This is a genomic window from Streptomyces sp. NPDC085866, from assembly GCF_044541035.1.
GTDB lineage: Bacteria > Actinomycetota > Actinomycetes > Streptomycetales > Streptomycetaceae > Streptomyces.
Map to the genome: position 1 here is coordinate 50,500 of NZ_JBITSQ010000022.1, position 24,170 is coordinate 74,669.

Genomic DNA, 24,170 nt, shown 5'->3' on the forward strand with positions numbered 1-24,170 from the left:
CGAGGCCGATTCGCGGTGGACGGTGCCGTCTCCCCAGACTTGACAGCGTCGAGGCGCGCCGTTGGGGTCCCGTTTGAGTTCGCTCCCACGGCGCTGACCGCCTGGGGCAGTCAGGTCGCAGAGAGAGACGTTGCCGCTCTCGTCGGCCACCGCGTACTGACTGGGCTGGGGCAGGGGGATGGCTCCACCTGGTACCGCTGTCCGGCCCAGACCACGCTGGACGAGCTGGTCCGCATTGCCGGCAGCCGATGGGCGGTGGAGGAGTGCTTCCATGACCGTCCTGCGGGCCCGCCAGCTGGACAAGGGGAAGGCAGAAACGGATCCTTCCAGCTCATCAACCTCAGCCTCGCCGAGATCCGACGACTGATCACCTGCCTCACCGACCGCCGCCCCACCCCGGCCGACCACATCCTGCACTGGTCGACATGGCGCCGTCGACGCCAACACCAGGCCCGCCTCAGTCACTACAAACGACGGGGCCACAGCCCTCAAAGCTGCCCAGCAATCAGCGCAAAGACCGTTGCAAAACTAGGGCCTGTATCGGGTCCCGATCAATCTGCCCTGCCTGCCTTCATGGATAGGCTGACGGCATGTTGCGAACGCCTCCATCCCTGATCACCGAGGAAGCGGCCCTGTCCGTTGCTGGAGCTGGTCTCCTTCGGTACGCAATGGGGCCGACCTTGATCGGGGCGGGAGCTGACGCAACCGTCGTCATCGTCGAGTCTGGGGACAATCCGAAGGTCAGCGGCGTCCAGGACTCCGTCTGGGTGCTTCTGCGAGGGGATCGGATTCCAGAGCTCCACTCTCGGTTCGAGTTCCGGGGTGCCTTGCCCATTCACGTCTTCGCGCGACTGGAAGAGGGCTGCCTTCCGCTCGGCACCGCCCAGTGCAGGGCGATGCCGTCGGCGCCTGCCAACTTCAACCGCGCCGAACTGAGGCTCATCCAGCCGCTGACCCGCGAGACGCTAGATGCGGTCCGGCCAGTCCCCTCACCTGGGCCGGTGCCAGGCGTGGACTGGATCGACCTCGTGGAATCAGATCCGATCCGGGCCTTGGAGTCGTTCGTCCTCGGCTGGTTTCCCGAAGCGCAGTCGGCTGCCGACGAGACCACGGCAAACGAACTGGACAACCTGCCAGAAGCATTGGCCGCCTTCCACCGCTTGGCCCGCCTCCGCCCGGCCATTCACAGATTCATCGACCCAGTGCTGAAGAAGCCCAGGCGTGCTTCCGGGCCACTGGGCGACCGGCTGGTCTTCGCCATGTGGAACGGGGCCGGAAAGGACTGGTCCATCCCCTGGCCGCTCAATATGCCCGACGAGGCCGATCCACGTGTGTGGTTCACCGAAGACCCCGACGATCCGAACCCGGAGACGACCCTTGAAGAGGAACCGCTGAGTCGCTTCCTCTTGCAGTTCACCCTCAACGGAGCCATGAGTGGTGCCCCCTACGGCGCTCGCACCTACTGCATGCCGACCGCGCGCCTTGACGCGCTGTGGAACCTGCTGCGCCCCGTACCTCTGAGTCCATTCATGCCAACCGGAGCGGCCGAGCGGTTCTTCGCGGCGCCGGGACTGCTCGCCCAGGTCAGCGGCGACGAGGACGAGGCAATCGTGGGGTTCAGCGCTCTTCACCGCGGGACCCTGACACCGCTGCTCGAACACGGGTTCCGCTGGTCCGGGTTCGGCGGGTGAGGCATCAGTCCCCGATGGGGTCGCTTGTCTGCCCGTGGGCGGGGCCGTTTCGCGTGAGGTCCTTGACCCAGATCATCGACGCTCGGAGGTGGAGTCCAGCGATATAGCTCTCGGGCGTTTTGTCATACCGGGTCGCGATGCCTCGCCAGGCCTTAAGCTTGTTGATCAGGCGTTCTACCGTGTTCCTCTCCTTGTAGAGGTTGGCGTCGTGGGCGACGGGCCGGCCACCTCGGGCGCCCTTCTTCTTGCGATTGGCTGCCTGATCCACCTTCTCTGGGATGACGGCCTTGATATGGCGTTTGCGCAGGTGGGCGCGATTTCCACGGGACGAGTAGGCCTTGTCCCCGGCGACCGCGTCGGGCCGGGTGCGGGGGCGCCCGACGGGTCCACGAACCCGGATCTTCCTCAGAACGGGGATGAACTGCGGACTGTCAGCCGCCTGTCCGGCGGTCAGGATGAACGCCAGTGGGCGGCACTTGCGGTCGGCGGCGAGGTGGACCTTGCTGGTCTGCCCGCCCCGCGAGCGTCCTAGGAGGGCAGCCTTCAGCCGGAGCTTCCGGCGATGGCGGAGGCGTCGTCGCTCCTCCCGCTCGGGATCAGCTTCGACATCCCGTCCGCTTTGTTCTTCGGGGCCGCCCCCTTTGACCTGGCCTTCTCCTCCGCAGCGGCGGCCTTCTCCAGGGAGGTGAGCACGTCCTCACTTATGTGCATCCCCGCGGCATCGTGGTGGGCACGCGCCGTGGTGGAGTCGATGCTGACCAGGGACAGGTCCACCTCGCCCCGCTTCGCGGCCTCCGCGATCAGGCCTTCCAGCAGAGCCTCGAACACTCCGGCGTCACGCCAGTGGCGGAAGCGGTTGGAGACAGTGGACCAGGCGCCGAACTCTTGCGGCATCTCTCGCCGCTGCCCGCCGGTCTTGAACCGCCAGATCACACCCTCAAGCTGCTGCCGCAGCCGCTCGGGATACGGGCCGTACTCGCCGATCGGCAGGTACGGACCGATGAACTCCCACTCTTCGTCCGTCAGTTGCACTCGCGTCACGCAAGACGATCTACCGGTTCAGCGGTCAGGGCGGGGTCGAATCTGTGGATTGATCACGAATCAATACGCGCCCTAGTGCGCCGACCTGCTGTCGCCCCTCGGTGGTGCGCGGGGAGGCAGCGAGAGCCCGCGCAAGGCGCCCGATGGCGGAATCACGGGTTCACGCGGCGGCTGTCACTGTGTGTCCCTACAGTGGGGCAGCGGGTGACGGCGCGTCTGTGGTTCGGCGGCTGCACCCCGAGGACCTCCGGTGCGCACGGGGGAGGGGGGCCTCACTCGGAGCGTGTGACGTCGGTTGGGGGGGCCGGTGAACTACTCGGTTCGGATCAGGCACGATTGGCAGTGCCGCAGGTGCGGCGAAGACGTCCAGGACGACACGTACATGGTCGTCGACGCCCTGGCGCGGCCGGACTTGGTGCAGGGAGTGCTCAAGGGCAAGGTGCCGTCGGTCACTTGTCCTTCCTGTGGCGAGAGGAAGGCCCGGTTCTTCCCGCTGTTGGTGTACCGCGGCGAGGCGACTGGGCAGTTGGTCTACTTCTATCCACCCCACACCCCGCCTGAGCAGGACGAGGCCAACAAGCAGCTCTACGTGGAGGCGCTGCTCGACAGGCTGGGGCCGGTGAGTGGGGAGGAGGCGGAGAACTCCGGCGTCCTGTCCGTGCCGTTCGACGCGGTACGGGGAGTGCTGGCGCCGACTGCGCGCGGCGCCTCGGCGGGCGGAGGGCCGCGCATGTGCAGGGTCAAGCCCCGGCGCTCGGCACCACCGCCTGAAGTGCTGCGGATCGGCGCCGAATTGGTGGCGTCAGGGCGTGCCGGGCTCGGCCGGTCCCTGAGCGACAGGCCGCTCGCGGAGGAGCTGGCGCGTCTGGCCGAGCGGGCGCTGGAGCTGTTGGGCGACCGTGACCAGCCCGAGTTGCGGGGCGACCTGGAGATGACGCTGGGCATGATGCTGAGCAGTGCGAACCGCGGGCAGGACGTCATCGGCCTGGAACGGGCCATCGGCCTGCTGCTGCGCAGAGCGCGCAGCATTTCGCGGGAGGAGGACCCGCAGGGCTGGGCCATAGCGCGATACGAGCTGGCACGCGCCTATGGCCAGCGTTACACGGGTGACGTCCACGCCAACCAGGAGCTGGCCATCCGGCACCTGCGGGCGGCTCTGGAAGAGACGGCGCCGGAGCGCAATACCGGGACGTGGGCACGTGTCCGCAGCGAGCTGGCGAAGGTGCTGATCGATCAGGGCACTCAGTCCGCACCCGGCCAGATCGAAGAGGCCATCGGTCTGCTGGAACCGGTCGTCGCCCGGCTCGACCCCGCTCGGGACAAGGAGCTCTGGTGCGACGCCCAGAGTTTCCTCGCCGGCGCGTACAACGTACGGCTACAAGGCGACCCGGCCGTCAACAGGGAGCATGTGGTGCGGCTGTACGAGCAGCTGGACGCCGTCGAATCGGAAGAGACCGACCCCGAACAGTGGGCCAACACGCAGGCCCGGCTGGCGGTCTCACTCTCCAAGAGAATGCGCGGGGACAGCCGGGAGAACAGCCTTCGCGCACGCGAGCACCTGCTGCGGGCGCTCGCCGTCTACGAGCGGGTCGGCGACCGCGGCGAGGCCTCCAGCACCTACGACAAGCTGGCCGTCGTCGCAGGTGAACTCGGCGAGTACGACGAGGAGATCCGGTGCCACGAGGCCGCCCTCGTGAACCGCCACAGGGACACCGCTCCCCACCTGTGGGCACGCAGCATGTCCAAGCTCGGCTGGGCCCTGCTCGAGCAGGCCGAGAGAGACGAGGCGGAAAATCTTGCCGCCAGGGCGCGGCGGGGTCTGGGGCACATCGAAGACGCCGTCGCCGCCTACGAGGGTCTCCCGACCGGGTTCGAAGTCGGCTTTCAGCTCATCTCCCTGGCATTGGCGTGCCGGCTCTGTCGCAAGCTGGACCCCTCGCGGGAGGACGAACTTCGTGAGCGGGAGCTGTCCGTTCTGCGGGAAGCGATGGACCGTGCCTACGGGCACAGCGACCTGCTGCGAACCGCGGCAGAACAGCTCGGTGACGCCCTCGCGGAACGGGCCGAATGGTCCGCGGCGGCCGATGCGTACCAGCAGGCCGTAGAGGCGGACGAACAGCTGTTCCGCGCCTGTCTGGTGAGCTCCTCGCGGGAGCTGCAGCTGAACTCGGCCGGGGATCTGCATCAGCGAGCCGCCTACGCACTCGCTCGCGTGGGCCGGTTGGAAGAGGCGCTGCTCTGCCTGGAGCGCGGCAGAACACGCAACTTCAATCTGGCCCTGTCACCGGATCACGACCAGCTTCACCGGCTGGCGCAGACGGACCCGGAGACCCACACCGCCTACATGCGAGCCGCCGAAACCGTACAGACCCTGGAGGCCCGGAACCGTGAGCTGAGCCGCCAGGGAGCCCCGCGGGACGGCGGGCGGGAGTTGGAGGCGGCCGAGTACGAGCTGGGCGGAGTTCTCGACGAAGCCAGGGCGGAGCTGGCCGCCGCCCTGGCTCGGGTCAGGGCGCTGCCGGGTATGGAGTCCTTCCTGCGGGAGACGACGCGGGCCGACATCCTGAGGGCCGCACGACCGGGAGAGCCGCTCTGCTACATCGCCGCGACGAAGACCGGGAGCCTGTCCCTGATCGTCCGGCACGAGAGCGATCCCGGGCCCCGCGTCGAAGCCGTGGAGTCCACGCTGACCGCCGCGGACGCCCGCGCGCTGGCCGACGCCTTCGCCGCAACCGTAGCCGAGAAGGGAGGGGAGCTGCGGGAGCTGCTCCCGCGGCTCGGGGAGGAGTTGATCGGACCGGTCGCCGTGGCGCTCGGCACGGCGACCGGCGTGGTCGTGATCGCCTGTGGCCCTACCGCCCATCTGCCCCTGCACGCCGCGCACCTTCCTTCGACGGGCGAGCCGCTGCTTGCGACCTGTGCGGTCGGGTACGCACCGTCGGTGCGACTGCTCCTCGCGGCCAGACACCGGGCCGCGGAACCGCTGTCGGAACCCCTTCTCGTGGCGGCGTCCACCCCGGGCCAGGACGGAGGACTGCTCGCCGCGCAGGAGGTGGAGACGCTGCGGCGGCTGTTCGCCGCGGTGGGGGAGAGCCGGGACGTCACCGGCGATCCGCCCGGGGCGCAGGACGGGTGCACAAAGGGGGACCTGGTCGACGCGCTGTCCGGCGGCAGCCACGTCCACCTGGCATGCCACGGCGCCTACGACCCGACCGATCCGCTCGCCTCCAGGCTCGACCTCGGCGGCGAGCGCATCACCCTGGCCGACCTGCTGAACGCACGTCCCCGGCCGCTGGAGCGGGCCCGGCTGGTGACCCTGTCGGCCTGTGACACCGGGCTCGTCGACCCCCGCCTGCCGGACGAGGCGATCGGGCTGCCGACCGGCATCCTGCTGGCCGGCGGAGCGGGCGTCGTCTGCACGCGCTGGAGGACGAACGACACCGCGGCCGTGCTGTTGATGATCGCGTTCTACCGGCGGCTGCTCGGCCATGGCGTCGAGCCGCCCCCGTACGGCACACCGCCCGGTGTTGCCGAATCGCCCACACAAGCGCTCCGGTGGGCCCAGTTGTGGCTGCGCTCGGCCACCGTGCCCGAACTGCTGGGCCTGGACTGGCTCCCGGCCGAGATCCGCAGGCGGCTGATGTCCCGCCGTGTGCCGGCGCGTCCCTTCCGGCACCCCTTCCTGTGGGCACCCTTCAGCATGGTGGGGGCATGATGACCGAGGTGCCGGACACGACCGCGGCCGACTTCCTGCACATGCCCGCCTACGAACGGGTCGCACGCTTCGCGCTCGTCGACACCCCGGCCGTCCGGCGCACGCTCTCGGACAGAGATGTGGCCTCCATACTGGGCTCGCTCTGCCTGGCCTACGCCCTGGAGGAACGCTACGACGAGGCCTTCGCCGCAGGGCTGCGGGCACAGCGGATCGCCTGGGGCCGGGCGACGGACGACCCGGCGCTGCTCGGCCACGTCCTGCTCAACCTCGGGGTCGCCCACAGCCAGGCAGGTGACCTCGAAAAGGGCCTCGCCGCGTATCTCGAGAGCTGGACGCACGCACGCCGTGGCGGCGACGAGGAGACGCTGTTCAAGGCCGGGGCGAACGCCTTGCTGGCGCTGGAGGCCGGGCGGCCGACCGGGGAGGCCGAGTTCGCCTTCCTCCAGGAGTGCCGTGCCGTCTTCGAGGCGGCGGACCGGCAGCCGGAAACCGCGCGGGCCTCCCGATTGCTCGGGGAGGCGCTCCTCGACCGTGGACAGGTGGCGGACGCGATCGCCGTCCTGGACCGGGTCCTGGTGCTGACCGAGTCGCTCGGGGGCGCCCGGTCGATGCGGCGGGAGACGACCCGGCTCCTGCTGGAGGCGGACCGGCGCATCGGCGACCCCGCGGACGCGCCGCCGCTCGGCCCCGGCGCCCTGCGCGAGGTGCGCGCTCTGGTCGACGACGGTGTGGAGAGCGCGTTGCGGGGCATCGTGCCGCGCACGAGGCTGTGCTTCTCCCGTGCCCTGGCTCTGCTGGAGCGGCGCGCCCGGCCACGGGAACGCCTGCTGGCGGCATTCCTGCTGCTCGTAGGAGCCCAGCTCGCCTTCCACCAGGACGACGAGCCGGCGACGATCGAGCTGATGAAGCGGGCCGGGCAGGAAGTGGAGCTGATCAAGCCGTCCCTGGCCGAGTGGGTGAAGACCCGCGCCTATCATCTGGACCTCGGCGCACTGAGCACGCTGGCCCGGAACGCGGCCGTCAGCGCGCGCGAGCGGGGGAGCGGACCGTGACACCAAGTACCGTCCAGCAGCTCGCGATCCTGGTGCTGCTGATTCTGCCCGGCACCTCCTACCTCTTCGCGAGGGAGCGGCTCCTCGGGATCCGCGAGGCCGAGCAGGAGGTGAACAACCGCTTTCTGCGCGCCCTCGCCGTCGGAGTCCTGCTCGACGCCGCATATCTGATCAGCGTCGGTCCCCATCTGATACGTCTGCTGCGGGGCGGGGGGAAGCGGCCTCTGACCGGTGTCGCCGAGCAGCCGAGGGAGGCCGGGCTGTGGCTGTTGCTTCTCGTCGTCGTCGTGCCGACGCTGGTGGCGTGGGCGGAGGCGTACTGGATCCGGCGTCGGCGCGCCGCCGTGCACGAGGGGACCCCCACCGCGTGGGACGCTCTCTTCCAGGACCGCGGGGCGTGTTTCGTCCGGGTCCGTCTGAAGAACGGCGGTTGGGCCGGCGGCTGGTACGGAAGGCGCTCGCGTGCCTCCGCCTATCCGCAGCCCGGTGACCTCTACCTGGAGTCCCAGTACCGGATGGAGCCGGACGGCACCTTCGGACCACGGATGAGCGGCACGGCCGGGTTGTACGTCCGGGCCGCCGACGTCGACCTCCTGGAATTCCACGAACCGCGCCGCGACACCCGAGGAGACGCCGATGACGCAGTCTGACGCCGCCGACTACGAGGAACTCGACGACGACTTCGCGAGCTGGGCGGGCCCGCCGCGGGGCACCCACCATCCCAAGAAGGAGGACGTGCCCGAGGACCAGGTCCTGCCTCCGGAGGGACCGGCCGGTGTCTCCACCACCGTGGAACGGGACGGCGACACGTCGCCGCAGTGATGTGACCGCGTGCGCGGTTCCGGGTGGCGTCCGCCGGACCGCCATCGACCGGGAGCCTCGGCCCGGGCGCCCTTAGGGCCTGTCTCCTTGACCGTCTGCAAACTGGGGTGCTTGCGGATGGTCCATGGTGGTGCCGTCAGGATTCCGCGCGAAGGCGGCCTCCAGAACGGCGGGGAGGTCTGCCTCCGGGACCGTAGCGCGCACCTCCGCCAGAACCTGAGCAAAGTCGTCATCGTCGATGACGCCCATGTGCTCCTGACGGAGTTGGTAGATGATCTCGACGAGCTCGGGTCTCAGCCGCATCCAGGCACGGGAGGTACGGATCTCTTCATCGACCTGGCGCATGAACCAGCGCATAACCTCGTAGGGGACGTCCACGTGCCCTACACGCGGGTTGAAGCACACCGTCGGATCCCGTGCCGGATCTTCGTCAGGGACGATTGCGGTCACGAGATTCAGCTGCCCCGTTACAAGATCCAGTTCCAGATACCAGGCGTCAGCCTGGCTCCAGCGGCGTGCTGTGGGCCCGGCAGACGGTGGAGTCCACAGACACGGTCCAGCCGATGTCATCAGCACCGTCGGCCGCTGCCAGGAACGCGGTAATCGGACGGACATATCCGATCAACCGACAACTGGATCAAGGAGACACACTCCAGCTGTATTGACCCCCGGCGTTGTTCACACGGCTGATGGGTGGCTGGCCGCCGAGTGCGGTGTGGTAGCGGTGGTGGTTGTAGGCGTGAAGGAAGTCTGCCAGGGCTTCGGTGCGTTCGGATTTGCTGGTGTAGGGCCGTAGGTAGGCCCATTCGTCGAGCAGGGTTCCTCGGGCGCCGAGGCGAACGCCTCGGGAATGGGACCATCCCAGCGTGTGCGGGAGCAGTATCGTGCTCGTCCGAGTCGCAGAGCAGCATTAGATGTGCCGTCTCATGACATTGGTTCCTCGCGGTCAGTCTTGGCGGGCGTAGGACGCGAGGCGATCGGCGAGCGCGATGACGAGGTCGCGCAGTTCATCGGGGCGCTCGATGACGAACGGCCGGTCGAGCGAGGCGAGTACTGGAGGCAGCCAGTCGAGCCGCTCCGCCCGCAGCTCGACCCGCAGCCAGCGCTCGGTCGCCCGGTCCCCGCCTGCCACGGACTTGTGCTCCTTCAGGCTCGCGACGCTGGCCGGAAAGTGGGCGCGGATCTGCCCGACCGTCCCGTGGATCCGCAAGGTCACCTCATGCCGGTACTCAGCCGTGGCGAACCCTGACAACACGCGCTGTGCCGGACCGGGACCCATTGGCGCTTCGAATGAGCCGGGCAGGGTCCGCGCGTCTGCGATGCGATCGAGCCGGAAGGTTCGGTCCTCGCCGATCTGGGCGTCCTTGCCCGTGACGTACCACCGGCCCGCATGGGCGACGATCCCGTATGTGTGCAGCGTGCGTTCGCTGCGCCGTCCGTCGCGGTCGGTGTAGCGGATCGAGACCGGTCGGCGGTGGCGCACCGCATCGGCGATGGTGAGCAGGACCTCGGCGTCCGGGGTGTCGAAATCATCGGGCTGATCCGTGAAGGCGAGAGCTTCCAGGAGTGTGTCAAGCCGACGGGCGATGCGCTTGGGCAGCACCCGCCGGATCTTCGCCGATGCCGTCTCGCTTGCCGTGCGCTCCGTCGTCGTCAACCCTGCTCGGCGGCCGGCGACGAGGCCGAGCAGCACGGCCAGCGCCTCGTCGTCGCTGAGCATGAGCGGAGGCAAGCGGTACCCGGGAGCGATCCGGTACCCGCCGTAGCGGCCGCGCACCGATTCCACGGGCACGTCCAGGTCGATCAGCTGGTCCACATACCGCCGCACGGTGCGCCCTTCGACGCCGAGCCGGTCGGCTAGTTCGGCCACCGTCCGGGTGCCACCCGACTGCAGCAGCTCCAGGAGTGTCAGCACGCGGCCGGTGGGTCGAGGCATGTTCTCAGCCTAACGCGAATACAGGACCGATTCTGTCCACTATTTCTCCTAGCCTGCGACGTGCACGCCTCCAGCACAACCAAGGAGATCCCCATGGACTTCGTCTCGATCCGCATCATCACCAGCGACGTAGCGCGCCTCGTCGAGTTCTACGAGCGAGCCACAGGGGCGCGGGCGACGTGGGCCACCGAGGACTTCGCCGAACTCAAGACCGCGGGCGCCACCCTCGCGATCGCCGGCACCCGCACCGTCCCGCTGTTCGCCCCGGGCTCTGCCCGCCCGGCGGACAACCACAGCGTGATCACCGAGTTCCTCGTCGACGACGTGGACCGCGTTCACCAGAACCTGACCGGCTTCGTCACCGACTTCGTCAACGAGCCCACCACGATGCCCTGGGGTAACCGGTCGCTGCTGTTCCGTGACCCCGACGGCAACCTCGTCAACTTCTTCACCCCCGTCACCGCAGCGGCCATCGAAAAGTTCGCACGCTGACGCCGCGCACAGCCGCTCACGCGGGAGCCCTGAGATCCCAGGGCTCCCGGTGAACGCGGCCGCCGAGTCAAGGAGCGCCACCAGCAGGGGACATCGGAACGCACCGCTGACCCTCGAAGGACGTCTGCGCTTGTGTCTGCGGATCGACGCCGGACGTCCGATCGCGCACGTGGCTGCGGAAGCCGGGATCTCCCGCCGCTGCCTGGCCAAGTGGTACGCCCGCTGGCGCGCGCACGGTGAGAACCGACTGCTCGACCACTCCTCCCGCCCCGTCACCAGCCCGCCCCCATCCGCGAGGACATCGCTGACCTGGTGGAGGCGCTGCGGCGGCAGACTACGCACGGGCCGGCCCGGCTCGCCGCCGACCTTCAGCGGCTGCACGGCGTCACACACCCGCGCCCGCGACCGTCCACCGCATCCTGGTGAGGCGAGGACTCAACCGGCTCCGGTACCTCGACCCACCGACCGGCGAGCAGCTGCGCGAGCTCATCCGCTACGAGCACGACCGGGTCGGCGACCTGGTCCACGTCGACGTCAAGAAGCTCGGACGCATCCTGACCGGCGGCGGCCGGCGGATGCACGGCGTCGGCACCGAGTCCGCCCCCGCGTCCAAACGCACCGGTCCCGGCACCGGCAAGGTCGGACACACGTACCTGCATTCGGCGCTCGACGACCACTCCCGGCTCGCCTACACCGAGGCCCTGGATGATGAGAAGGCCGTCACCGCGGTCGCCTTCTGGCACCGGGCCGTTGCCTTCTTTGCCGCCCACCGCATCACACCGATCCGCCGCTGCCTCACCGACAGCGGCGCGTGCTACCGGTCTACGACCTGGGCTGACGCGCTCGGCGCGACCGGTACGAAGCACAAGCGGACCAGGCCGTACACGCCGTGCACGAACGGGAAGGTGGAGAGGTATAACGGGACGTTCTCCCGCGAGTGGGTGTACGTCCGCGACTACACAACTGAGCGTGAACGCCGCGTCGCAATCGCGGAGTTCGTGAATTACTACAACCACGAGCGGCCGCATGCCGCGCTCGGCGGCTGACCGCCCATCAGCCGGACCGCCGGGAGCGACTACCGGATCGTCTTCGACCGGCCGCCCGAACCACTCGCGGACATCCCGCAGCAGCTCACCTTCGAGGACTTCGCGCAACCAAGGTCCCGAGACACCGCACCTAGCCGATGCCGCACGCCGCTGAACTTCGCCCTGCTGGCCGGCTGGCAGCGCGAGGTCCTCGGCGAAGCAGAGGCATCGTTCCGCGCGAACGACGCCTATGCGAAGGCCGGCCGCGAGCGGTACGGCCTGACCCCGCGTACCCAGGCCGACTTCGCTTCCTGCCTGCGCGAGACGACCGACCCGGACATCCCGCTGGCGGCCCGCGCGGCCCGCGTATACCTCGACGTGGCGTTCTTCCACCCCTTCACCGATGGCAACGCCCGCGCTGCCCTGTTGACCTTGGTACACGTCCTGGCCCGGGAGGACATCGTCCTTCCTGAGGTCGGCCCTCTCCAGACCACCCGCTACGCGGATGACCCGGCGGGCGCCACCCTTGCCACTCTCATCGGGGTGCTCAACCGCCGCCGGTACTGAAGCCTTCGGACTTCCTGAAGACTGAAGGCCGGGACCATCAGGTTCATCACTGCGCCCGGCGGGCGGCGATGATGGGGGAGTTGCCGCGTGCAATGACCGTGGCCGCCATGCTCACGTGCCGCCACGGAGTTCACCAGGTGGCTCCGTGGCCGTCGGTCTGGCGCAGTGCTACCTCGGGCTGCGGTGGTGCGGGCCATGCCTGGATGAGGTACCACTCGGTGACGTCGTCCGGGGCGAGGTCGATGGCGGTGTCGCGGCCGCGGGCGTGGATGCGTAGCCGGTAGTTGCCGGGGCCGATGAAGGACAGCACCGGCAGCTCCTCGTCCAGGTCGTCCATCAGGCCTCGTACCATCAGCTCTCCCGACACCGAGTGCAGGGACACTTCGACGATCTCGTCCCACTCGGCGCGGCGGGCTGGGGGGCGTCGGTGTGCAGGGTGACGGTGACGTCGACGTCCCCGGTGTGGATGCCGGTGCGGACCGTGGCGATACCGTCCTGCAGTTCGATCAGCCCGTTGTGCTCGCGGGGCAGATCGGGGCCCGCGGGACCGTCCTCGTCGTGGATCTGAAACTGGTGGTACTGCACGGGCACGAGCCCGCGCCCTTGCTCGGCCTGATAGCACGCCTTGTCCCGGTTCTGCCGGATCTTCGTCTTGTTGGTGAGGCGTGTCAGGTACTTCGTGCTGCCGTACTTGCCCGGCGGGTGCTTGGTGTTGCGCGTACCCGATGTGCTTGGCCAGCTCCGGGTACTCCCCGCCCTTGGCGTACACCATCACCGGGATGTTCGGGCTGCGGGATGGTCACCTGATCGGCTTCACCATCTCGGAGCGGATCTGGAGCGTGATCCTGGCGGCGGACTCCAGGCTCAGGCTCCTCGCGGTGTAGACGGTCATGTACGCGACCCGGGCCCAGGTGTTGCCGTCCGCCCAGGCACAGACCGGGTAGCTGAGCGCTTTCCCGTCGGTCCAGCTCCGCGTCACCTCCTCGCAGCTGACCCTGGTGCGAGAGCCGGACGGGGTGACGTCCATCGGCGGAACGATCACCTTCACCTCGGTGTGCTGGCTGCCGTTGCCCGCCAGTACCCGCGAGCGCACCGCGGCGGTATTCCTGAATCGGCCGTACATGCCGGTCACGACCAGGTCGCCCCGGTCGCCACCGCTCGGGTGGTACGCCACTACGACGCCGTGGACGGCCTTGGCCTCCCAGCTGAGGCGCCAGCTCTTCTCCAGCGGCGGTCCCAGTCTCGGGGAGTCGTCCTTGGCCAGCTTGTAGTGGCCGTCGAGCAGTGTTCCAGGCGCGGTCAGCGTGGACTCGGCCCGGGGATAGCTGCTGTCGATCTTCTTGCCGACCAGCACCAGCGTCGCCAGGAGCGCGACGATCAGCAGGAAGACCCCGCCGATGATTCCGACCATGAGGCCGACCCGGCTCTTCTCCGGCGGTCCCTGGGGCACGCCCCAGGGGTAGAGGGGCGTCTGGTTCGTCGACTGGGGCACCGGAGGCATGGACACGCCAGGAAGATACTCGACGCCGATGAGATGTCGCGCTCGCCTGCCCGCACCTCGCCAGCTTCCTGCGCCTCGACCACTTCCGTCGGCGGCGACAACTTCCGTCTCGTCGGCGGGACATCTCCGGCACCCTGTGGCGCTACAGCAGCAACGGCAAGGGCTTGTTCGGCGGTCGCACGAAGATCGCCACGGGCTGGAAGGCTACAAGGCCGTCGTGTGAGGACACCCGAGGGCCGGACGGTGAGCCCCGCATCATCCGGGCCCTGCCGTCAGCCAGGCCGAGGGCAAGGGGGCTTCGGTGTCAGAACGTCCCGGTCAGCCTGCTCGGTGCTCACGAGCCCTGATTGAGTCGGCGCGCGACGGCGGGCCTCCTGCCCGACCCGGAGCCGCCTGACGTGCGGGGCGGGAAACGATCACTCTTACCGCGGGAATCGATCTCGGCCCGCTCGGTGTAGCCACTGACCAGAGCATTTCGTCGGTGCCCCGACGCCAGCGCGGGTACGGATTGGTCATGCTGGTTCCGTCTCCGGCCAGTCCCACGATCCGGCACTCCTGTGTGGCCGAGGCGCTGAGAACGACGCCGCGCGTCCAGGTCTAGAGCGGGCCTCTGGCGGACACGGGCGGGGGTGAGCCTGCCTCTGCCGCCCGGCCGCAGGCGAGGACGCTCCCATGATTCCAAGGTGTACGTGCTCCAGGGACCGCGGGCGCGGACGGCGACGGCGATCGCCGAGGTCAGCAGCGAACCCGAACCGGTGTAGTGCCGTACTCCCAGCGAGGGCCGGAACGCCGAAGGCGCCAAGGCTCGATCCGTTGAAAACGTGGATCCCGCTCGGTGGCAGAGGGCCACCCGTCCGGTCACCTTTCGGGCTGGGCCGAATGGATCGACGCGGCCATCACCGACCCGGAAAGGTGTGGGCACGCCAACGACGACACGGCGGGCGGCCGGACCCGCGCCGCAGGAGCGGCGAGACCGTTGCCGAACACGCCGACGAGCGAGAGGAAGCCCAACTGATGCGACTCAGGGGGAAGACCACGGCCGCGCTGCTGGGAGCCGCCACCGCCTCGGCACTTGCCTTCTTCGGTGCCGCGCCCGCGGCCCAGGCGAGCACGTCGGGGCCCCAGGTCACTGGATGCCCGCAGGACAGCGGCTACGCCTGCTTCTGGGTGAACAGCTACCGGGGCGGCACGATGGGCAAGGTGTCCGGCAACAACACCAACTACATGAACGTGTCCAACAGCAGTGGCTGCACCGCCTACCCGGGTACCTGGAACGACTGCATCAGCTCGATCGAGAACCAGGGCAGGAGCTGCAAGGTCTACTTCTGGACCGACGCCAACTACCAGGGCAGGTACCACAGCCTGAGCATCGGTGACCGCGTCGACGATTTCGCCGTCGGGTACCACGATCCGGACTTCAACGACTCGATCAGCTCCAACCACTGGTGCCAGCCCAAGTGAGGCGGCGGGCAGCCGGTGTCCTGGCCGTCTGCTCCCTGCTCGTCAGCCTGGCCGGCTGCGCCGAGACTCGGCCGGCCAGGCCCGGCCCGACGGTGACCCCGGTCATGATCGACCTGGCGACCCGCTCAGGCCGGTGGACGGCGGACGCCGAGCAGCTCCAGCTGGCCTTCGACCTACTGGATCGGGCCTGCCTGCGCCGGGCCGGGTTCGCGCCGCCCCGCGCCTCCCGGTTGAGCCTGCCCGTCCCCGAGGACGAGACCGCCGCGATCGGCATGGCGGAACGAAGGCGCGTCGGTTACGGCATCGTGGGCGCCGGCACCAGCGGAACGCGGCGCCCGGAAACGGAACCGGACCGCTACGCCACCGCGCTGTCCCGCCAGGGCCGGCAGCGCTACGGGGACGCACAGTTCGGACCCGGGGCGCCCAAGGTCACAGTGCCCCTGCTCGGACGGGCGATGGCTCACGTGCCCGCCGCCGGGTGCGTCGCCGAAGGCCGCCGCAGGCTCGCGGGTGGCGCGGGCGTGTGGGCCCGGCTCGACTATCTGCCCCAGCAGTTCGACGACCGGGTGTCACACGAGGCCCAGCGTGAGCCCGTCTACGCGTCCGCACTCACCACCTGGCGGTCCTGCATGCGACAACGTGGCTACCACCACGCCGATCCCGAGGCCGCTCGGACCTGGGTCCGCGACGCATACCGGCGCAGGGGAAACGCGGCGGCCCTGCGGCATAAGGAGATCGCGCTGGCGGTCGCCGACGGTCGCTGCGCCGCACGCGGCCATCTGCCGACTGCCCTTCTGCGGGCTCGACGTGCCAGGGTCGCTCGTCTTCCACGGGCGGATCTGACGGTGCTGCGGGCACTGAGCGACTGCTGGCTCGCCGCTGTGGCGCGAGCCCGTGCGGTGCGCTGAGCTCATGCACCCGAGGCTTCGAGCAGGGCGTGGGCCGCGGCGGTGGCGTTGTGCGCGACCATCTTGCCGTGCCGGACGGTGTGCAGTAGCCCGGCACCGCGCAGGACCGCGGCGTGCTCACTCGCACTGGCCGCCGCGATGCCCACGGTCGCCGCCAGCTCCGTGGTGGAGCAGCCCGGACGGTTCACCACGGTCGTCAGTACGGCCGCCCGGGTGGGGCCGAGGACTGCGGCCAGCGATCGGGAGGCCGTGGGCAGGCTACCGAACAGCACGTCTGGGAGCAGACGCTCGGCCGAGCCGCGGTCCGCCGCGGCGGGATAGGTGAGGAAGGGCTGAGGTTCGGCGTCGGGGTCGATCACGGGGGCATCGACCCCGAACACCGATGGCACGAGCAGCAGACCGCGGCCCTGCAGATGCAGATCTCCTTCAAGGCCGGAGGCCATCGTGACCTCCAGTACGGGGGGCTGCCACCGCACCCTGCGCGGATTCACCCGGGCCAGGACGCCCTCCATTCCGCCGGACAGCACTTGCCGTGCCCGTACCGCACTGTCCGCCGCCGTGAGAGCCGTGATGCGCTGCCAGTACGGTCGCAACAGAGAGTCGTACATGTGGTTCAACGCGTCGCCGAACCGGCGCAGCGTGTCGGGATCGTCGGCAAGGTGACCGGCCCATGATGGCAGCTTTCGGTGTTCGGCCAGACCTTCCAGTTCGGCCCGCACCCGGGCACGGGGCGTCGCGAGCACCCGCTCGAGGAGTTCCTCCGGCGTGCCCGGTCCGGCAGGGACGAGGAAGCCCGGCGCCCGTCCTCGCGCGGGGACCAGGTCCAGCACCATACGGGCCTGGGGATGCAGCGCCACGGCGACCTCGCGGCGCCAGGCGCCCAGCCGCATCGCATGTTCGGTGCACTGCAACTGCCGCACGGCGGTGCTGAGTTCCAGCAAGGGATTCGGCTTCACCGCTATCCGGGTACGCGCGAGGTCATCGACGGTGAAGTGAATCCTGTACGGCATGTGCCCTCCCCGTGGCCTGTGGTCGCCACCATCCTCAGGGCGCCAGGTGTGAGGGGGCAGGTCAGATTTCGCCGTGCATTTGAGGGTCTTCAAAGTTGAGCGGTGCGGAGGTGTCCGCGGGCTCGGCGGGTAGTGACGCAGCGTGTGCGTAGTCGTTGGTCATCCGGCGTTCGGAGGACCGGCAGGTGGCCTGTTGCAGGTGCCGGTCGTGTCCGGACAGGTGTAGTCGGGATCTGCGATGTGGAGGACCAACTGGTCAAGACTGTGTGCTGCCCTGAGGTACAGCACGCCTCCAATACTGCTGCCGACGATGTTGACCGTCTTGACCGCCATGCCCGCGTAGCGCGCCATGTCCGCTGCCAGGACCGCCTTCTCGCCCAGTTTGCGCGTATCGCCCGCCAACAGGGGGAGTTCCTTCCGCAGGGCCTCGGCTGAATTCTTCGCGTGCTCCAAGGCCTTGCCGTCGATCTTGCCCATGATCGCCTTGCGGACGGAGGGAATCAGCCCGTCGATGTTGGCCGCCCTGACCAGCCTTTCGGTCAGGATCGCCGCGTGCTTCTGCACCTCGGGGCACTTGCTGGGCAGGACGCTGGGCGCCGACGCGGTGCTCGCAGGGCAGGAGTACGTGGGAACCTCCTTGGTATCCGCCACCCCGAACGCCCGCAACGACCTGGAGAAGCACCGCGGTACGGTCTCCGATCCGGCCTGCGGCCCGGGGCACGTGCTCAGCCTGTCGTACGCGTCGAGCAGGCCGACGGCGGCCTGTGGGTTCATGGGGGCGACGCCGGGAGTCGTGGGGAACAGCGCTCGCTCGACGCCGTTCATCGCACGGTTGAGGCGGTCGAGTCCGATCATGGACACCGGCCACAGAGCCGGAACGACATTCGCGACGTTGGTCTTCAGGCCCACTTCGAGTGCGTAGGCCGCGTCATAATACGACTTAACCAACACAGGGCAGGATTTCACACATTCCTGGGACACGCTGCGGAGACTAGTACTGATTCAACCGTCCGTCGAGAAGGTCGAGTTGTGCGTTATCAGGGTCTTCAAAGTTGAGCGGTGCGGAGGTGTCCGCGGGCTCGGCGGGTAGTGACGCAGCGTGTGCGTAGTCGTTGGTTCTCGGCGTTGCGGAAGCCGAACGCGTTGCGGGCGACGAGCTTGATCACGCGGTTGATGCCCTCGCTCTTGGCGTTGCTGTACCCGGTGTCGATGAACGCGGCGATCTCGGTCCACCAGCGGTCGATGGTGGCGGCCAGGCGGCGGACTTCGGGGATGTCGCTGTCCGCGCACCAGGTTAGGAACTTCCAGCGGGCGTGGCCGAGTTGGTGGCGGTCCGCGCCGGTGCGGGCCAGGGCGAGGAGGTTGCGCAGGGACTCCTTGGCGATCCATGCGGTCAGCAGTGCCTGTCCGATCTTTCCCTCGCCGAGCAGAGGGTTCCACATCTTCGCGAACTGCTCGGTGCTGCGATCCTCCCGGTTGCGCAGCAGCTTCCTGCGGGCCTTCCACTCCGGATCCGTGGCGCGTCCGCGACGCCCGCGCAGTTCGGCGGTTGTGCGGCGCCTGACCTGCGAGAGCATCTTGTTGGCGAGCTGGACGACGTGGAAGTGGTCCACGACCACGACGGCGCCCGGGAGTCCGGTGCGCACGGCGGCCCGGTAGGTAGTGGACATGTCGATCGCGACGTACCGGATGTTCTTTCTCCACTCCAGGCCGGTGGTGGACAGCCAGGACAGGACGTCGGCGACGGCGCGGCCCTCGACCTGGCCGAGCAGCCCGCCGGTGCCCAGCGCGTCGACGAACCCGGTGTGCCACCGGTCGCGCACCAGCTGCCACTTGCCCGTCTCAGGGTCTTGTGCCCAATTCGTCTTGCCCCGCCGGGTCTCGTCGATGCCCAGGACCTTCACCTCGGGCAGCGGCTCCACGGTGACCTCACGGGCCTGGACGCGGAAGGCGTCCATCACGGTCGGCCAGGACAGATGCAGGTCCCGCGCAGCCTGGATGACTGTGGAGCCGGCGTCCCGTATGCGGCGCCCGGCCGCACCCCGCAGCCGGGTGGTCAGCCTGGCACCGGCCGGGATCTGCGGGATCTGCTCGGTGAAGGACCGGCGGGAGCAGCCAGCCTCGCGGCAGTACCAGCGCCGCTTGTGCCACAAGAACTGCAACCTGCTCTCACCGTAGGGCAGATCACGTGGCCGGGTCACCGCTGTTCCCTTCACCCGGGAGGCGAAGATCCCACGAGCGGGGCAGGCCCGTGCCGCCTCGTCCGCTGTGACCAGATGTACCCGACGGCTGCCGTCACCCAGCCTCTCGACCCGCACGACGGACACCCCGTCGAGATCGAGCAGCAACGTCCTATCGTTGACCAAGCCCGTGGCTCCTGCGTGATCCTTCTGCCTAGAGAACAGAAATGATCACGCAGGCCCACGGGCCCTCTGCTTCCAGGAGGCGATCACTCCCGGAGTCGGTCACACACCGTGACACCACATCAGCGCGCGAGACGAGGCGCACCGCTCAACTTCGAAGACCCGCATTTGAACCAGATGGTCTTACCGCGTCCGGATGCAAAGTCGCACCAACGGATCCCGGCCGGTTCCTGATCAAGGCGCCGGCCGGGTTCGCCGTCACAGCGGGGAGGTGAGGTGGCGCAGCTGGTTGACGAGAGCGGACCGGGGGAGGGGGACGCTGCCGATCTGAGGTGGTGCTGGCGGGTGATGTGGGGGTGGATCTGATCGATGTGGGGCGGGTTGGGCAGTGGTGCGGTGTGGCGGTCGCCGCACATGATGAGCGGGTCGAAGTGGGTGCGTACGAGCTGGGTGCGCCAGTAGTCGGCGTCGTGGTACTCGCCGCTGTGGGCGTGCTCGAGGAAGAGGCAGTATTCGGCGACTTGGTGGCCGACGCCGGCGGCGAAGCGCCACCAGAAGGCGGGCGCCGCTGCCGTCTTCGGCGAGGTGGAGCAGGCAGGCGAAGACGAGCGCGTCGGCCTGGTCGGCGTATTGGCTTGCGATGAAGTCGGCGAGCTGGCCGTCGGAGTCGGCCCCGAACAGGGTGAGGATCCGGGCTGGGAGAAGTTCGAACGAGGCACGGCCGTACATGGCTCGCTTGAGTGTTTTCGCCCGATTCACGTGGCCTTCAACGACTCCGGAACTCCACCCCAGGGTCAGTCCGGCGGTGACGGCGTCGAGGTCCTGGCGGAGGAAGCCGGCGAAGCCCTGCATCGGTTTCGGCGCGTCCTGTTCGGCCTGGCGAATCCACTCCAGCAGCAGGTATCCGCAGTGGTGACGGACCAGATCCGCGAAGGCCCGGGCGAGATTGCAGGCCCGCCTGATGTCCGGGCAGGCGAGCCGGACCTCCAGGAGCCGTTTGTACTGACTGTCGGTGGGTGTCTTGCGGGGCCGCATGATCAAGGAGGTGATCTTGCGGGGACTGGGGATGCCGGCCCGGTTCGGCGGTGCCCGCCCGCAGGGCGTCGAGGTGTTTACGGACGACCTGGCGGCTGCACCCCGGAGCTGCTCGGCCTCCAGCAGGCTCCGCGCCCCGAGCACGACCGCAAGGGCGAGTTGCACAAACGTAGCCGCCCGACGGTCACCCCGGCTCCCCGCCTTGGCCGGTCGGCCCGCCGCGCCCCGCCGCGGAGTCGTCGTAGCGGTCTACCCAAGGTCTCCGTGAGGTGTGACGTGGGCCGTGGACGGCACCATGCTCGGTGAGTAGTAGGGCGATGTCGTCTGCCCGGTAGGGGGAGCCGCGGGCGTTGTGCAGGATGCGGTCGGCGAGTTCGTCCAGGGAGCCTGCACGAGCGTGGGCCAGTGATGCTCGCAGACGGTCGATGCCCACGTCGATGTCGGTGCCGGGTTCCTCCACCAGTCCGTCGGTGTAGAGGGCGAGAATGGATCCCGGTGGGAGGGCGACACGGGTTTGGGCATAGGCGCTCGCGTGATCCACGCCCAGGACTGGGCCGACCTCGAGGTCAAGGGCGTCGGTCGTGCCGTCGGGGCGGCGGAGCAGGGGAGGAGGATGGCCGGCGGTGACCGCGTAGGCGTGCCGACCGCGGGGCTCGAGGTGGATGTAGCAGCAGCTGGCCAGCAGGTTGGAGTCGAGGTCGATCAGGGTTCGGTTGACGCCGGCCATCATGTCGCCGGGCGTATGGCCCGCGGCTGCGAAAGCCCGTACTGCACTGCGCAACTGGGCCATGGTGGCCGCAGCAGCGATGCTGTGCCCTTCTACGTCTCCGATGACGAGACGGGCCCCGCTGTCGGTGGGGATGACGTCGTACCAGTCGCCACCGATGTCCATACCGCTGGTAGCGGGCAGATAGCGCGCGACAGCGCGGATACCTGGGACTGTTGGCAGCCGGTGCGGCAGAAGCGCCTGCTGCAGGCCGTGTGCGACGGCGAACTCCGAGTCGTAGAGCCGTGCTCGTTCCAGGGCCTGGGCGATCAGCCCCGCGAGTGCGGTAAGGACGCCGCGGTCCTTCTCGGTGAAATGATGGATCTCGTCGAAGCCGAGGACGCAGGTGCCGACCGGGCGGCCAGAGGCGATCAGCGGCAGATATGCCCAGGAGCTCACCTGGCCCATGGGGATTCCTGGGTAGCCCCGGGCGAGGTCCTGCTGCGACTCGATGAAGAGTGGAGCACCGGACGTCAGGGTCTCCGTTCCCGGCAGACGGGCGTGCAGCGGAACGCCCTCCAGCCAGTCGAGGAATTCTTCGTGGCGGCCGGTGTGATGGAGCAGTTGCATCGTTCCGCTGCGGACCACATAGATCGCCATCTGCTGACCCCCGAAGGCCGGCAGGAGCTGGTCGGAGACGACTTCGCACACTTGGCGTGTGGTGACTGCCTCGGTCAGCGCGCTGCTCAGCTGCAGGACGTGATACATGACACCCAGGCGCGCCGGTGCGGCGGCGGGTACTGCAGTGATCGGGGAAGCAGACACTGCAGCGGCAGACGGGGCACTGGTGGCAGGCACCACCCAGCCGGTCACCCCGTCCGCCCGTGGGTGGAGGGAGAAGGCGAGCCACTGGTCGGGTGGTCGGCATGCCAGGAAGGACGACGGCGTCTGCGAGATCATCGCGGACCGGTGCCGGTATTCGACGCCGGGGTCGGAAAGCCACGGCAGCACGTCCCAGAGGAATTCGCCCAGTACCTCATCGGTGGAAACGTCCAGCAGTTGCAGGGCGCTGCGGTTGGCGTAGGTGACCCGCCCGTCCGGGGCGAGGGAGAACAGGCCGTCCCGCAGCCGTTCGACCGCTGCGACGGCCGCAGTGCCGGCCTGGGCATCCACGACCGCGCCGACCAGTTGCGTGCCGGGGCGCGGGTCGTCGGCTTCCGGGGCGCGGCCCCACAGCTCGACCGTGCGATAGCCTCCGCCGTCGTCGCTGCGATCTCGTACGCGCATGCGACGCGCGGTGATCTGGCCCTCGCCTGCTGCCTCCCGAGCGCAGGCCCGAAAAGCTGCTCGATCACCGGGGTGCAGACACGCGGTAAGCGTTTCGATTCGCCCGTCGAAAGCATCGGGGTCCAGACCGAAGATCGCGCAGAGCGCGTTGTCCACGTTGAGGGTGTCGGAGCCGAGGTCCCAGTCGAACAATCCCACCCGTACGGCTGCTGCCGAGGGAGCCGGGGTCTCCACGGGAACCGTCCTCGGGGCGCATTCCACGGGATCCCCGGTACGGTCACGCATTGCGGCCAGACAGTCACCCAGCCGACTGGCGACGCTTCGCAGGTGGCGGCGCTGGGCCTTGGACAACCCTTCGCTGCCCGGCGATGCCGGCCACACGATCGCTAGCGCTCCGAAGCGTTCCCCACCCGCGTGCACTGGCACCGAGCAGGAGCCGAAGGCATACGGCAGAGCCACCGCGAGTTGGGGGTACCTCCGCATCGTCTCATCAGCGGTTGCCAGGTGGACTGTGCGCCCGGATTTGTATGCCACGGCGACCGGGATGGGACTGTTCACCGGAATGAGGCGCCAGCCACCCAGCAGGGAAGGCGGTGCACCACACGTTGCAGCGAGCACGATCGACCGACGGTCGCGGGAGCGGAGAAAGATGCTCCCCGCGTACGCGCTCGTTCCTTGGACGGCTTCTACGACGGCCCCAGCGAGCAAGTCCTCGCGCTCCGCCGCCCGGGCGACGGTCATACCGCACATACATCTAGTGTGCGCAGGTCAGGCTACCGCCGGCCAAGGTGAAACGTCATTGATGCGTCAGACAGTGCCTGTTTCGGCCCTCAGTGATCAGTGCTGCGCGGGCCGTCCAGCGCTCAGGTGCGGCAGACGGGCGGGCGTCGGCACATCGAACAGTGCACGAGCATCCCGGTGCGCCGCGCGAGACGGCGGGCGTACTCGGCCGCCACCGCCTCAATCGCGTCCTAGGCCAAACCGTCCTTGTCGTCGGAGGCCACCGCGTCGGCGAAGTACTCCCGCCACCAGGTTCCGCCGCACACGTCGTCGAACCGCTGCAGCGACTGCGCCAGGTCGGTGTGGCCTTCGTCTGGCTGGGGTTCCACGCCGTGGACCACAAGGCGTCGACGCAGGTTGTGCCCATGATCGGTGGCGGGATCGCCGCGCTCGCGGGCGCCGTGCTTGCGGTGCGCAACCGCAAGGAGTGACGGTTGACGGGTCCGTCCCGCCCGGCCAGTTGGCCTGAGGCCGGGCCTTCGGCCGGACTGTCGCATCCCGGACGTGCACGATCTTCCGGACACGCTCTGCGGCGGGAGTGTCAGGCGGTCTGCAAGGAGCGTTTGGCGAAGCCGAGGACGTAGCCGTCGATGACGGTTCTCACGGGTCGTTCGGGCTCGCCGCCGGCGCCGAGGGTGATGAACAGCGGGGTGTAGTGGTCGGGGGTGGGGTGGGCGTGGGGCATGCCGGGCGCGCGGTCGCGCCAGGCGGCGAGTTCCTCGACGTCGCCGCAGGCCAGGGCGTCGGCGGCCCAGGTGTCGAAGTCGGAGGACCAGCC

The 24,170-nt window shown here is 68.9% G+C and carries 21 protein-coding genes and 5 pseudogenes; 11 read left to right on the forward strand and 15 right to left on the reverse strand.

What is annotated here, in order from left to right:
* Positions 1-198: 198 nt before the first annotated feature.
* A pseudogene (locus ACIF83_RS40170) lies at positions 199-367 on the forward strand (IS701 family transposase); the annotation flags it as partial.
* A 223-nt stretch (positions 368-590) separates the two neighbouring features.
* Positions 591-1,691, forward strand: coding sequence for a hypothetical protein (locus tag ACIF83_RS40175; RefSeq protein ID WP_399734807.1), 1,101 nt, complete (start codon positions 591-593; stop codon positions 1,689-1,691).
* A 4-nt stretch (positions 1,692-1,695) separates the two neighbouring features.
* Here the strand turns inward: ACIF83_RS40175 and ACIF83_RS40180 are convergent.
* Positions 1,696-2,732: pseudogene (locus ACIF83_RS40180) on the reverse strand (IS5 family transposase).
* A 307-nt stretch (positions 2,733-3,039) separates the two neighbouring features.
* Here ACIF83_RS40180 and ACIF83_RS40185 point away from each other — a divergent pair.
* From ACIF83_RS40185 to ACIF83_RS40200, 4 genes are read left to right on the forward strand one after another with little or no spacing between them, the layout of a single operon-like run.
* On the forward strand, positions 3,040-6,447 hold the full coding sequence (locus ACIF83_RS40185) for a CHAT domain-containing protein (RefSeq protein WP_399734810.1): 3,408 nt from the start codon (positions 3,040-3,042) through the stop codon (positions 6,445-6,447).
* Complete coding sequence (locus ACIF83_RS40190; RefSeq protein ID WP_399734813.1) at positions 6,444-7,499, forward strand: hypothetical protein; 1,056 nt, start codon at positions 6,444-6,446, stop codon at positions 7,497-7,499. Before ACIF83_RS40185 ends, ACIF83_RS40190 begins: the two co-directional genes overlap by 4 nt.
* The gene (locus ACIF83_RS40195; RefSeq protein WP_393484840.1) at positions 7,496-8,149 is read left to right on the forward strand and encodes a DUF6338 family protein; all 654 of its coding nucleotides are present in this window, start codon (positions 7,496-7,498) and stop codon (positions 8,147-8,149) included. The genes ACIF83_RS40190 and ACIF83_RS40195 overlap by 4 nt, the downstream gene beginning before the upstream one ends.
* Positions 8,136-8,321, forward strand: coding sequence for a hypothetical protein (locus ACIF83_RS40200; RefSeq protein ID WP_145887533.1), 186 nt, complete (start codon positions 8,136-8,138; stop codon positions 8,319-8,321). The genes ACIF83_RS40195 and ACIF83_RS40200 overlap by 14 nt, the downstream gene beginning before the upstream one ends.
* A 72-nt stretch (positions 8,322-8,393) precedes the next feature.
* Here ACIF83_RS40200 and ACIF83_RS40205 read toward each other — a convergent pair whose 3' ends face one another.
* The 4 genes and pseudogenes from ACIF83_RS40205 to ACIF83_RS40220 all read right to left on the reverse strand — a co-directional run bounded on the left by ACIF83_RS40205 (position 8,394) and on the right by ACIF83_RS40220 (position 10,257).
* A complete protein-coding gene (locus ACIF83_RS40205; protein ID WP_393484839.1) occupies positions 8,394-8,771 on the reverse strand; it encodes a hypothetical protein in 378 nt (125 codons plus the stop codon).
* 50 nt (positions 8,772-8,821) lie between these two features.
* Positions 8,822-8,931: pseudogene (locus tag ACIF83_RS40210) on the reverse strand (IS5/IS1182 family transposase); the annotation flags it as partial.
* Between the two features lie 27 nt (positions 8,932-8,958).
* Positions 8,959-9,141 (reverse strand): annotated as a pseudogene (locus ACIF83_RS40215) (integrase core domain-containing protein); the annotation flags it as partial.
* Between the two features lie 126 nt (positions 9,142-9,267).
* Positions 9,268-10,257: a helix-turn-helix transcriptional regulator gene (locus ACIF83_RS40220; protein ID WP_393484838.1), complete on the reverse strand. Its 990-nt coding sequence runs from the start codon at positions 10,255-10,257 to the stop codon at positions 9,268-9,270.
* Between the two features lie 93 nt (positions 10,258-10,350).
* On the opposite strand from ACIF83_RS40220, the gene ACIF83_RS40225 reads away from it, so the two are divergent.
* From ACIF83_RS40225 to ACIF83_RS40235, 3 genes and pseudogenes are all read left to right on the forward strand, one after another.
* A complete protein-coding gene (locus tag ACIF83_RS40225) occupies positions 10,351-10,749 on the forward strand; it encodes a VOC family protein (protein ID WP_393484837.1) in 399 nt (132 codons plus the stop codon).
* 49 nt (positions 10,750-10,798) lie between these two features.
* Positions 10,799-11,795: pseudogene (locus ACIF83_RS40230) on the forward strand (IS481 family transposase).
* A 165-nt stretch (positions 11,796-11,960) separates the two neighbouring features.
* On the forward strand, positions 11,961-12,341 hold the full coding sequence (locus tag ACIF83_RS40235) for a Fic family protein (protein WP_399734938.1): 381 nt from the start codon (positions 11,961-11,963) through the stop codon (positions 12,339-12,341).
* Between the two features lie 130 nt (positions 12,342-12,471).
* On the opposite strand, the gene ACIF83_RS40240 is transcribed toward ACIF83_RS40235, so the two are convergent.
* From ACIF83_RS40240 to ACIF83_RS40250, 3 genes are all read right to left on the reverse strand, one after another.
* A complete protein-coding gene (locus ACIF83_RS40240) occupies positions 12,472-12,693 on the reverse strand; it encodes a hypothetical protein (RefSeq protein WP_399734818.1) in 222 nt (73 codons plus the stop codon).
* The gene (locus ACIF83_RS40245; RefSeq protein WP_399734821.1) at positions 12,693-12,932 is read right to left on the reverse strand and encodes a hypothetical protein; all 240 of its coding nucleotides are present in this window, start codon (positions 12,930-12,932) and stop codon (positions 12,693-12,695) included. Before ACIF83_RS40245 ends, ACIF83_RS40240 begins: the two co-directional genes overlap by 1 nt.
* A gap of 208 nt (positions 12,933-13,140) precedes the next feature.
* A complete protein-coding gene (locus ACIF83_RS40250) occupies positions 13,141-13,848 on the reverse strand; it encodes a hypothetical protein (protein ID WP_399734824.1) in 708 nt (235 codons plus the stop codon).
* A 1,008-nt stretch (positions 13,849-14,856) separates the two neighbouring features.
* Between ACIF83_RS40250 and ACIF83_RS40255 the strand changes: the two genes are divergently transcribed.
* Positions 14,857-15,303: a peptidase inhibitor family I36 protein gene (locus ACIF83_RS40255; RefSeq protein ID WP_393484833.1), complete on the forward strand. Its 447-nt coding sequence runs from the start codon at positions 14,857-14,859 to the stop codon at positions 15,301-15,303.
* The gene (locus ACIF83_RS40260) at positions 15,300-16,211 is read left to right on the forward strand and encodes a hypothetical protein (protein ID WP_399734827.1); all 912 of its coding nucleotides are present in this window, start codon (positions 15,300-15,302) and stop codon (positions 16,209-16,211) included. The genes ACIF83_RS40255 and ACIF83_RS40260 overlap by 4 nt, the downstream gene beginning before the upstream one ends.
* 2 nt (positions 16,212-16,213) lie before the next feature.
* On the opposite strand, the gene ACIF83_RS40265 is transcribed toward ACIF83_RS40260, so the two are convergent.
* From ACIF83_RS40265 to ACIF83_RS40295, 7 genes are all read right to left on the reverse strand, one after another.
* Positions 16,214-17,221 (reverse strand): ArsR family transcriptional regulator, encoded by a 1,008-nt coding sequence (locus ACIF83_RS40265; RefSeq protein ID WP_399734829.1) that lies wholly within the window; start codon positions 17,219-17,221, stop codon positions 16,214-16,216.
* 159 nt (positions 17,222-17,380) lie between these two features.
* Positions 17,381-18,202 carry a hypothetical protein gene (locus tag ACIF83_RS40270; RefSeq protein WP_399734832.1) on the reverse strand — a complete coding sequence of 274 codons (822 nt, stop codon included), beginning with the start codon at positions 18,200-18,202 and terminating at the stop codon, positions 17,381-17,383.
* 65 nt (positions 18,203-18,267) lie between these two features.
* Positions 18,268-19,587 (reverse strand): ISL3 family transposase, encoded by a 1,320-nt coding sequence (locus ACIF83_RS40275; protein WP_399734835.1) that lies wholly within the window; start codon positions 19,585-19,587, stop codon positions 18,268-18,270.
* A gap of 255 nt (positions 19,588-19,842) precedes the next feature.
* Positions 19,843-20,619 (reverse strand): transposase, encoded by a 777-nt coding sequence (locus tag ACIF83_RS40280; protein WP_399734941.1) that lies wholly within the window; start codon positions 20,617-20,619, stop codon positions 19,843-19,845.
* Between the two features lie 184 nt (positions 20,620-20,803).
* The gene (locus ACIF83_RS40285) at positions 20,804-22,810 is read right to left on the reverse strand and encodes a SpoIIE family protein phosphatase (RefSeq protein ID WP_399734838.1); all 2,007 of its coding nucleotides are present in this window, start codon (positions 22,808-22,810) and stop codon (positions 20,804-20,806) included.
* Between the two features lie 773 nt (positions 22,811-23,583).
* Positions 23,584-23,721, reverse strand: coding sequence for a hypothetical protein (locus ACIF83_RS40290; RefSeq protein WP_393484828.1), 138 nt, complete (start codon positions 23,719-23,721; stop codon positions 23,584-23,586).
* A gap of 212 nt (positions 23,722-23,933) precedes the next feature.
* Entirely contained in the window at positions 23,934-24,077 is a 144-nt protein-coding gene (locus ACIF83_RS40295) for a hypothetical protein (protein ID WP_399734951.1), read from the reverse strand.
* Between the last annotated feature and the right edge of the window lie 93 nt (positions 24,078-24,170).